The sequence below is a fragment of the Halomonas sp. KHS3 genome (assembly GCF_000830495.1).
In the GTDB taxonomy this organism is placed as follows: Bacteria; Pseudomonadota; Gammaproteobacteria; order Pseudomonadales; family Halomonadaceae; genus Vreelandella; species Vreelandella titanicae.
This window is the reverse complement of the sequence record NZ_JWHY01000015.1, coordinates 55,077-65,084: the sequence shown is the minus strand read 5'-3', so window position 1 is coordinate 65,084 and position 10,008 is coordinate 55,077. Positions and strand designations below refer to the sequence as shown.

Annotated in this window: 6 protein-coding genes and 1 rRNA gene; 3 read left to right on the top strand and 4 right to left on the bottom strand. The window is 55.3% G+C overall.

Annotation, left to right across the window (positions count from 1 at the left end; translation table 11 throughout):
• The first annotated feature begins 215 nt into the window (after positions 1–215).
• Positions 216–322, top strand: a 5S ribosomal RNA gene (gene rrf, locus RO22_RS22745).
• A gap of 239 nt (positions 323–561) precedes the next feature.
• Here the strand turns inward: rrf and guaD are convergent.
• The 4 genes from guaD to xdhA are packed head-to-tail and all read right to left on the bottom strand — an operon-like array spanning position 562 to position 6,631.
• Positions 562–1,878, bottom strand: coding sequence for a guanine deaminase (gene guaD, locus RO22_RS22740; protein WP_041159471.1), 1,317 nt, complete (start codon positions 1,876–1,878; stop codon positions 562–564).
• 1 nt (position 1,879) lies between these two features.
• Complete coding sequence (xdhC, locus tag RO22_RS22735) at positions 1,880–2,758, bottom strand: xanthine dehydrogenase accessory protein XdhC (RefSeq protein ID WP_027959592.1); 879 nt, start codon at positions 2,756–2,758, stop codon at positions 1,880–1,882.
• Positions 2,755–5,178 carry a xanthine dehydrogenase molybdopterin binding subunit gene (gene xdhB / locus RO22_RS22730; protein ID WP_041159470.1) on the bottom strand — a complete coding sequence of 808 codons (2,424 nt, stop codon included), beginning with the start codon at positions 5,176–5,178 and terminating at the stop codon, positions 2,755–2,757. Before xdhB ends, xdhC begins: the two co-directional genes overlap by 4 nt.
• Positions 5,162–6,631, bottom strand: a complete 1,470-nt coding sequence (xdhA, locus tag RO22_RS22725) for a xanthine dehydrogenase small subunit (protein WP_041159469.1) — start codon at positions 6,629–6,631, stop codon at positions 5,162–5,164. Before xdhA ends, xdhB begins: the two co-directional genes overlap by 17 nt.
• Positions 6,632–6,870: 239 nt before the next feature.
• On the opposite strand from xdhA, the gene RO22_RS22720 reads away from it, so the two are divergent.
• Both RO22_RS22720 and hrpB read left to right on the top strand, forming a co-directional pair.
• Complete coding sequence (locus RO22_RS22720) at positions 6,871–7,560, top strand: TetR family transcriptional regulator C-terminal domain-containing protein (RefSeq protein ID WP_041159468.1); 690 nt, start codon at positions 6,871–6,873, stop codon at positions 7,558–7,560.
• A gap of 7 nt (positions 7,561–7,567) precedes the next feature.
• Positions 7,568–10,006 (top strand): ATP-dependent helicase HrpB, encoded by a 2,439-nt coding sequence (hrpB, locus tag RO22_RS22715; protein WP_041159467.1) that lies wholly within the window; start codon positions 7,568–7,570, stop codon positions 10,004–10,006.
• Positions 10,007–10,008 lie beyond the last annotated feature (2 nt).

Here is a 10,008-nt window from a genome sequence, read left to right as displayed (position 1 = left end):
TGGTTGATAGGCACGGTGTGGAAGCGCTGCAAGGCGTTGAGCTAACGTGTACTAATGGCCCGTGAGGCTTGACCCTATAACACCCAAGGGGTCTGGTCGCGATGATGACGCAACATTAAAACACCGGATACGCAGCGTGTGGCCCAAGCGACATAACGCCAGGGCGGCAGGCATTGAGACGATCACAAACAGCATGATGTACATTAACAGTTACGCCTGACGACCATAGCACGCGTGAACCACCTGATCCCTTGCCGAACTCAGAAGTGAAACCCGATGGTAGTGTGGGGTCTCCCCATGCGAGAGTAGGTCATCGTCAGGCACTTATTATGAAAAATCCCCCAGGGCTGATGCCTTGGGGGATTTTTTTTGCATGGGCGTGAGGGGTAAATAGTGAGGAGTGAGGGGGAATAGTGAGTAGAAAACGTTGGTTAATGGGGGGCTTCCCAATATCCTGTTCCGCCTCACGCCTCACGCCTCACGCCTCACGCCTCACGCCTCACGCCTCACGCCTCACGCCTCACGCCTCACGCCTCACGCCTCACGCCTCACGCCTCACTTTTATACATCCCTTCGATGCTGGCACTGCCCGCCTGCCCAGGTCTCATAAATAGCGCGATCATCCGCCAGCATCATGAGCGCAAACAGCCGCTCACCAAGCGTGGTGCAGTGATTGATTCGTCGAGAGAGTAGCGATGTTGCCTGGGTGTCAATCACCACAAAGTCAGCCTCAAGGGTAGGCGCCAATTGACCGATGTGGCTATCCAGCGAGAGAGCTTTTGCATTACCCATGGTTAAGCCATAAAAGCCCTGCCATGCGGTAAGGGGCTGTCCGCCTAGTTGACCCACTTGATAGGCCGCTTTAAGCGTTCCAAATCCTGATAAATCAGTGCCTGCGCCGATATCGCTGGCAAACGTATATGCCATGCCCGTCTGTTTGGCTGCTTCGCGGTCGAATAACCCGCTACCCAGAAAAAGATTGGAGCTGGGGCAAAAGGCAATATTGGCTCCTCGATCCGCCAAGCGTTTGCGCATGCCGTTATCGAGGTGAATGCCATGAGCGAAGGTGCTACGGGGTCCGACTAAGCCTGCCTCCTCATACACGGCCAGGTAGTCGCGGCTGCCTGGAAACAGTTCGGCTACCCAGTCTAACTCGCCACTGTTTTCAGCCAAGTGGGTCTGTAACCAAAGGCTAGGATCATTACGTAAGAGAGCGCCGGCAGCGTCCATTTGCGTCTTAGTTGAAGTCGGCGCAAAACGTGGTGTGACGCTATAGCCCAGTCGGCCATTGCCGTGCCAATCCTCAATAAGTCGCTCGCTGTCAGCAATACCAGATGCACCGTCCATCAGCGCCTCTGGCGCATTACGATCCATCAAAACCTTGCCCACCAGCATGCGCAGCTGGCGTTTTTGGCAGGCGGTGAAAAATGCATCTACGGAGCCGGGGTGGCTAGAACCGAATACCTGGGCAGTGGTAGTGCCCGCGCGTAGCATCTCATCCAAAAAAGCATTAGACAGCGCTTCAGCGTGGGCATGATTAGCAAAGCGACACTCTTCAGGAAAGGTGTAGTCGTTTAGCCAGTCAAGCAGTTGGCGGCCATAAGAAGCCATGATATCCAGCTGCACATAGTGCACATGGGTATCGATAAACCCCGGCATAATCAGCTTGTCACGATAATCAAGAACGTCAGCCCCTTTGGGTAGCAAAGGTGAGAGTTCGGTGAAATGGCCGACGGCATGAATATGCTGGCCTTTCAACCAGAGCAGTCCGTCGCCGTAATGCTCTAAGCTGCCCGGTTCAGGTGTATTGCCATCGCCAGGGTCACGGGCAAAACTAATCAATTCAGCACGAATGAACGTATCGGTAGAAGAAGTCATATCAACTCGGGGTCGTCGGAGAATCGGTCATTAGCGTTCGCACTGCCTGGGGGTCAAGGCCACGGTTTTCTTGCGAAGAGGGCGTGTCCGTTAGCCAAAGCAGTTCAGCCACCACCGTTAAAGCAATCGCATAGGGCGTTTTATTACTCAGCTTAGTGGCGTGGATGTGGCCGATGGGGCATCGCACCTGCGCAATTTGATCGGCGGAGTAACCATCGCGCTTAAGGCGTCCTTCAAAGCTTGCCCATTTGCTGTCAGAACCAATTAGCCCAATCGACGCGATGTCATCGCGCGCGATCAGCGCTTTGATCAGCGCATAGTCTTCGTCATGGTTGTGCGTCAATACCAGTGCGTGGCTATCAGCAGGTAAGGCGGCAACACTTTGCTGTGCATCTTGGAGTGAATAACAGCTAAGTCGCGGCTGCTGCTGATGGTACTGCTCGGCAAACGCATCGCTTCGGCTATCGTACCAGTGTAATTGCCAGGGAAGCGGCGCACTTAGCTTTACCAGTTGCTGCCCTACGTGCCCTGCACCAAAGATCGCTATGTGCGTTGTAGTGCCTGGAAAGGCTTCCAATAGGATATTAACGAACCCACCACAGCACTGACCGCTTCGTCCGCCCAAAGAGAAGGCTTCCAAACTGAGGCCATAGCGTTTTTCTGTCAAACAAGCACGTGCAGCGGTAATGGTTTGCCACTCAAAGGTACCGCCACCTAGTGTATCGAAGATCGCATCGTTGGTGATCACCATGCGTGCGCCAGGCTCCCGGGGAGTGGAGCCTGCGCTGGTTACCTGAGTGGCTAATACATGCGGTATGCCGTCGCGCTGTAAGCGGTGTAGCGCTGCATGCCAGCTTTCTGGGTTTTGACTAGAACTCACAGCACTTTCTTCCTGATAGCGTTGGCTGCCAGCATGACCCGCTCTGGTGTGGCCGGTGTATCTAAGTGGGGAGAGATGGCGTAACCAGTAAGGCTCGATAGCGCATCACGCAGCGCTGACCACACACTGATACCGAGCATTAAAGGGGGCTCACCGACTGCTTTTGAACGGTAGAGACTGGCCATCGAATTGGGATGGCCTTCCATTAGCGCGACATTGAAGACGGGCGGTAGGTCGCCAAAGGTAGGGATTTTATAGGTCGCCGGGCCATCGCTGACAAGCACGCCTTTGTCGTTCCACTTAAGCTCTTCACTGGTCAACCAGCCCCTTCCTTGAATAAAACCGCCCTCCACCTGACCAATATCAATGGCTGGGTTTAGTGAGTCTCCCACGTCGTGCAAGATATCGACACGATCGACCTGATACTCCCCGCTCAAGGTATCCACGCTTACTTCTGCCACTGCCGCGCCAAACGCGTAGTAGTAGAAGGGCCGACCTTGACCAACTGAACGATCATAGTGAATAAGCGGTGTGGCGTAGAAGCCTTTTTCAGATAGCGATATGCGATTGAGGTAGGCTGTTTGCACCAACTCACCCCAAGGTATGCGGCGCTCGCTCTCGCCGAACCCGGCCACTAGCATGCCATCTTCCAGGCGCATCCCTTCCCGATCCAAGCCCTCTGAATAGTGCTCGGCGGCAAAATCGAACAGGCGTTCTCGCAGTTTACTGGCGGCATCCCGCGCGGCCATACCGTTTAAGTCAGCACCGCTAGAGGCGGCGGTAGGGGAGGTATTGGGGACTTTATCGGTTCGCGTAGCGGTAATGCGTACCTTCTCCAGGTCCAGGCCCAGCTCCCGAGCCACTACCTGACAAATTTTAGTATGTAGCCCTTGGCCCATCTCGGTACCGCCGTGATTAATCATCACGCTGCCGTCAGTGTAAACATGCAGAAGAGCACCCGCCTGATTAAGGTGCTGGGCGGTAAACGAAATGCCAAATTTAACCGGGGTAAGTGCCAGTCCTTTTTTAATGATAGGGCTGGTGGCGTTGAAGTCACTGGCTGCTTTGCGCCGTGTCCAGTAATCGCTGTCGCTTTCTAGGGTTTCAACGAGCGTATGCAGGAGTTGCCGCTGGTCGACCTGCTGGCCGTAGTGAGTCACCTCGCGGCCATCGCGGTAGAAGTTACGCTTACGTACAGTCAGTGGGTCTTCGCCAATCTGGCGGGCAATATCATCCATGGCCGCTTCGATAATCATCATCCCTTGGGGGCCACCGAAGCCCCGAAATGCGGTATTAGAGGCGGTATGGGTTTTTGCTCGATGACCGACTACCTGGGCGTCCCCCAGCGAGTAGGCGTTGTCGGCGTGGAACATAGCGCGATCAACGATAGCGTCGGAAAGATCCGGCGAGTAGCCGCAGTCACCGATCACCGTGATCGCACCACCCTGAATAACGCCCTCAGCATCAATGGCGAGTCGATAGCGGTTATGGAAAGGGTGGCGTTTACCCGTGGCGCGCATATCTTCACTGCGCGGTAAGCGGAGTCGCACCGTCTTGCCTGTGCGGCGGGCAATAATCGCGGCGATACACGCCCAGGGGGAGGCCTGAGTCTCTTTGCCACCAAAGCCACCACCCATACGGCGCACTTCTACGGTCACGGCATGAAAAGGAATATCGAGCACCTCCGCCACCAGCTTCTGGGTTTCGCTGGGGTGCTGGTTGGAGGTATGGACGACAACGCCCTCATCCTCGGTGGGGTGAACCACGCAGGCCTGGCCTTCCAGATAGAAGTGCTCTTGGCCACCGACGAATAGCTCACCCTCAATCAGCTGTTCCGCTTGATCAAGCGCCTGCTGCCAATCACCACGGGTCTGCACATGAGTCGGGCGCACAAACTCCTCACGCTCCGTTGCGGCCACCGGATCTAAACTGGCAGGTTGCTCGTCTATGCTAATGGCGGCTAGCTTGACGGCACGACGTGCGGCCTGCAGCGACGTTGCGGCAACGGCGAAGAGGCATTGGCCTGCGTAGCTGATCGCTTGATCGACAAAAATGGGATCGCCCGGAAAGACCGGCCCGATATCGGTATGCCCTGGCACTTCATGAAAGGTAATCACATCGACTACCCCTGGTGCCTCTTTCACCTTGCTGAGATCAAGCTGCGTTAAGGTGCCGTGGGCGACGGGCGATAGGCCAAGCGCCACATGCAGGGCATCTGCGGGGAGTACCAAGTCGTCAATATAAGCGGCCTTGCCGGTGACGTGCTTTTCAGCACTTTCGTGAAAACTTGCGCTTCCCGCCTGTCGCTGGCCATTACTGTCCACCGTATGACGTGCCAAGGGCCCTGAGCCTTGAATGTGGTCGTGTAGTTCACGGCGAGCACGGCTGCTATCGCCGTCCAGTTTAGTGAGCGTACGCATGGAGCATCACCTCGTGGTCGGGCGCTAAGAGAGAAAGATAGAGACGTTCAAGCAGGTTCTTGGCAGCTTGCTGGCGATAATGCTGACTGCCCCGCACATCACTCATGGGCTGGAAGTCGTCATCAAGTGCCTGCTGAGCGGCGCGAAAAGCTTCCGCAGCTATGGTGCAACCTTCGAGCGCTGCTTCAGCAGCTTTCGCGCGTTTGGGAGTAGCGGCCATTCCCCCAAAAGCGATGCGTACATCGTGCAAGGTGCCTTGTTCAATGCGGTAGCTAAAGGCACCGAGTAGCGCAGAGATATCATCTTCGCGACGCTTGGATAACTTCCAAACGCGTAATTGACTGTCCTCAACCGGCTGCGGAATGAAAATCCGCGAAACGACTTCATCAGCCGCCAAAGCGGTCTTTTTGTAATCAAGGAAGAAATCCTCCAGCGCTAAGCAACGCTTGCCGTTTGTGCTGGCAAGTTCCACCTGAGCTCCCAAGGCAAGTAGCACGGGTGGCGTATCACCAATAGGAGAGGCATTGGCGATATTGCCACCCAGTGTTCCCCGATTACGAATTTGCTGGGAGCCAAGCCGGTGCAGCAGGTGAGCAAACGCAGGAAAGTGCTTTTCAAATAGCGGTTCGAGCTGGGTATAGGTAACCCCGGCGCCTATCCACCAGCCGGTTTGATGTCCATGGGTAGCCTCTTCAACCGTCAATAGCTCGGCAACCCGGGAAACGTCAATCAACTGATCAAGCGGCGCCAAGCGCTGAGTGATCTCCAACCAAAGATCAGTACCGCCTGCCACCAAGCGCGCCTGGGGAGTTGCGCGACGCAATTGCGTTAGCTCTTCCAAAGACGCTGGCTGAGCAAAAAATGGCGCAGTTCCTGCCGAATCGGCGGTCTGAGTGTCGCTTTCTGACGCTGGCAACGTCGCGTCGAACCACTGAGGGCGCTCATAGGGCGTATCATTCATACGCAGCGCCGCATCTCGAATAGGGCGATAGCCGGTGCAGCGGCACAAATTACCGCCCAGAGCGGCTTCTAGGCGTTCAGGTGATAGTTCTTGTAAGAGCGGAGTAGGGCGTTGAGTAAGATCGCTATGCAAGGTGAAAAGCGACATAACGATACCTGGCGTACAAAAACCACACTGACTGCCATGGCATTCGATCATCGCTTCCTGAGCTGGGTGCAGGTGACCTTTTTCCGATAACCCTTCAATGGTGACCAAGTGCCTGCCCTGTAGCTGGTGAGCGGGCGTAATACAGGCGTTAGCGCTGGTAAACTTTTGGCTACCAGCCGTTGACTCGCCAATCGCCACGGTGCAGGCGCCACAGTCACCGGAAGCGCAGCCCTCTTTGGTGCCCGTTAGGGCCAAATGCTCGCGCAGTAGCGTTAAAATACTGGCGTCGGGTGAAACGTTACACCGCTGAGGGGTACCATTGAGCAGGAACGTCATCGTTGCCATGCCGAACTCCACTGTTATTGTATAGACCGGAATTGTGTTGACCGATCGGTCAATATAGGTTGAGCTTGGGACAAAACGCCCTACCTTGCAAGTATTTGCTCACTGCACAGGAGTGGGGCAAGCTGGTGTGAAATGCTAACTTTTGGGGCAGCCCAGCCTATCTTCTCACCCAGCTAAGCATTCATGTGTAACTAAACATTCAAGCTAACAATCACTCACGCTATTGGGGAATACTGTTAATGACCGCCGTCTCTGCCACTCATGAAAGCCCTAGCCGGGAAAGAATAGAAACAAATATTCTGGTGGCCGCTGAGGAGGTGTTCTCTCAGCACGGCTACCGCGGGGCGAGCTTGCAAATGATCGCTGATCGAGTCGGTCTCCCCAAAGCCAATATTTTGTACTACATGGGCAGTAAGCAAGCGCTTTATGTGCGACTGCTTAACCGCATGATGCGCCGCTGGAACGAAGTGCTTGAAGACATTACTCCTGATAGTGATCCTGCGACGGTACTCAGTGACTTTATTCGCACTAAAATGGTGCTGGGGCAGCGCTATCCCGAAGGCTCAAAACTTTTTGCGGCGGAAATTTTAGCCGGTGCTCCCTTCTTAAGTGATTATCTGGGCGGCGAGTTACGCGATTGGGTCTCCTCTCGTGCCGCGATCATTCGCCAGTGGTCAGCCCAGGGAAAAATGGATGCTGTCGATCCGCGCTGGCTTATTTTCCTGATTTGGTCTGCCACCCAGCACTACACTGAATATAGTGCCCAGGTCAGCGGTATTCTAGGCCGCGATGCGTTAACCGAGGATGACCTTGAATCCATCTCCAGCTTTCTTGAGCACGTTATTCTAAAAGGCTGCGGCGTTACTTCACCCGCGCCCAATAATTCTGCACCTAAAAGCAGTGCAGACGCTCACAGTGTGGAAAAGTGACCTTCACATGAGCGCTTTGCCTATTGATCAGTATCTTGATCCGCTTAAAACCATCTTGACTACCCATAATCGGCTGATGCTGATTGCCCAGCCGGGGGCGGGTAAAACCACCCGCGTGCCGCTCTGTTTACTTGAAGAAGAGTGGGTCAAAGGGCAAAAACTACTGTTACTTGAGCCTCGTCGTGTAGCTGCGCGTTTGGCAGCCAGCTTTATGGCCCGGCAATTGGGTGAAGACGTTGGCCAAACGGTGGGGTATCGCATGCGCGGTGATAGCTGTGTGAGCGCGCAAACCCGCTTGGAAGTAGTCACCCAGGGCGTACTCACTCGCATGCTGCAAGATGACCCGCTGTTAGAAGGCGTTGCCGGGATCATTTTTGATGAGTTCCATGAACGCAGTTTAGAAGCTGATGTGGGATTGGCGCTAACGCTGGATGTGCAGACCAGTATTCGCGATGATTTGCGCCTACTGGTGATGTCGGCAACCTTGGATGTCGAAGCGCTCAAGCGGGTGTTGGGCGAGCAAGTACCTGTTATTGAGTGCCATGGGCGTCAGTATCCTGTGGCGACGGCTTATCGTCCTTCCCTGAGTGGTGAGGAGAGCATTAGCCACGCACTTCGGGTGGTTGAGGAAGCGCTATCACTGCCTGGTACTCAAGGCATACTGGTAATCTTGCCCGGTGTCGCCGAAATTAATCGCTTGGTTCAGGCGCTGGAAAAAAAGCTGCCCCATCTGGCGATTCGGCCGCTGCACGGCAGAATGAGTATTGCTGAACAGCAGGCAGCCTTGGCGGCGAATACATCGAAACAGCGCATTATCGTCTCCACCGCCATCACCGAATCGAGCATTACCGTGGATGGTGTGAATGTGGTGATTGACGGTGGCCTGGAGCGGGTGCCACTTTTTCAGCCGCGTACCGGGCTAACCCGTTTAACGACCCGGCGGATCAATCGCGCCAGTGCCGATCAGCGTCGGGGGCGTGCAGGGCGTCAGCGGGAAGGCAGTTGTTTTCGGCTCTGGGCCCAGGAGCAGACGTTGGCGCCTTATGGTGAGCCTGAAATTCAGCAAGCGGATCTCTCATCGCTAGTGCTCGAACTGGCGTGCTGGGGCATCGCATCACCCCAATCGCTAAGCTGGGTAACGCCGCCGCCGGAGGGAGCCTGGCGCAGTGGCCAATCGCTGCTCCAGCAACTAGGCGTGTTAGATCATGAGCATAAGCTTACCCCTCTAGGTAGCCGCTGTGCCAAATGGCCAGTTGAACCGAGAGTTGCCGTGATGCTGGAGCGGGCTTCAGAGTTTAATACTGTACCACTAGCCTGTGGAATAGCGGCACTCCTTGAAGAGCGCGACAGCAACGAGCGATCCCTGCATGATGCGTTAGCACTGCGTCTTCGTCAGCCTAAACGCTTCCCCAGTTGGCATCGCGAAGCGCTTAGGCTGGCTAAGCGAGCAGGAGTGGCACTTAATGACGCCGTGCTAGTACCGCTTGGGCCGCTCTTAGCGCTGGCGTACCCTGAGCGCCTTGGCCAGTCAATTGAGCCGGGTAAGTTTCGGCTTGCCAATGGCAAAACCGCTACGCTGCCGTTAAACGATACGTTGGCGCATCAAGACTACGTTGTCGCTGTCGCATTAAATAGTGCGGCTGGCGACCAGGCGCGGATCATCTCAGGCGAACCGCTATCACTTGAGTCGCTGCTTTCGCTATATCCTGGTATTCGCCAATGGCAGCCACGAGTGGCGTGGTCGCAAGAACAGGGCCGTTTAATTGGTGAAGAGGTGCAAGCTCACGGCAGCCTCGTCATTGCCAAACGACCTCTAGCACACTTACCCGAGGAGGCGGTGAAAGAGGCGCTATTGAATGCACTACGCCAGCGGCCCGAGCAGTTATTTGGCGATAATTTACAGCAGTTGTGCGGGCGAATGGCGCTACTTCGCGAGTACCAGGGGGACGAGTGGCCCGACTGGTCCGAGCCAGCGCTATTAGCCTCATTAGAGAACTGGCTAACCCCTTACCTAATCGGTATTAAACGGTTGAGTCAAATTGAGAAATTGCCGCTAGAGCGCTATTTGCTCAATTCACTGAGCTGGGAAGCACAACGTGAATTCGAGCAGTTAACCCCATTAGCGCTTGAGGTTCCTAGCGGCAAACAGGTTGGCTTAGACTACCTGCCGTGCCTTTCCCAGCGGCCACCTGTGTTAGCGTTGAAACTGCAAGAGGCCTTTGGCTGGCGGGTAACGCCCACCGTTGTCGATGGTGCCGTTGCCGTAATGATTCACCTGCTTTCTCCCGCGCGTCGGCCGTTGCAAGTCACCCAGGACTTGGTTAGCTTTTGGCAGAAGGGTTATCCTGAAGTACGCAAAGAGATGCGCGGTCGCTATCCAAAGCATCCCTGGCCTGAAGACCCACTGACAGCACCCGCCACTGCGCATACCAAGCGAAAGGCGTGACC

Coding starts and splice junctions, on each gene's coding strand:
- guaD (WP_041159471.1), bottom strand. CDS start 1,878: ATGACTTCTTCTACCGATACGTTCATTCGTGCTGAATTGATTAGTTTT.
- xdhB (WP_041159470.1), bottom strand. CDS start 5,178: ATGCGTACGCTCACTAAACTGGACGGCGATAGCAGCCGTGCTCGCCGT.
- xdhA (WP_041159469.1), bottom strand. CDS start 6,631: ATGGCAACGATGACGTTCCTGCTCAATGGTACCCCTCAGCGGTGTAAC.
- RO22_RS22720 (WP_041159468.1), top strand. CDS start 6,871: ATGACCGCCGTCTCTGCCACTCATGAAAGCCCTAGCCGGGAAAGAATA.
- hrpB (WP_041159467.1), top strand. CDS start 7,568: ATGAGCGCTTTGCCTATTGATCAGTATCTTGATCCGCTTAAAACCATC.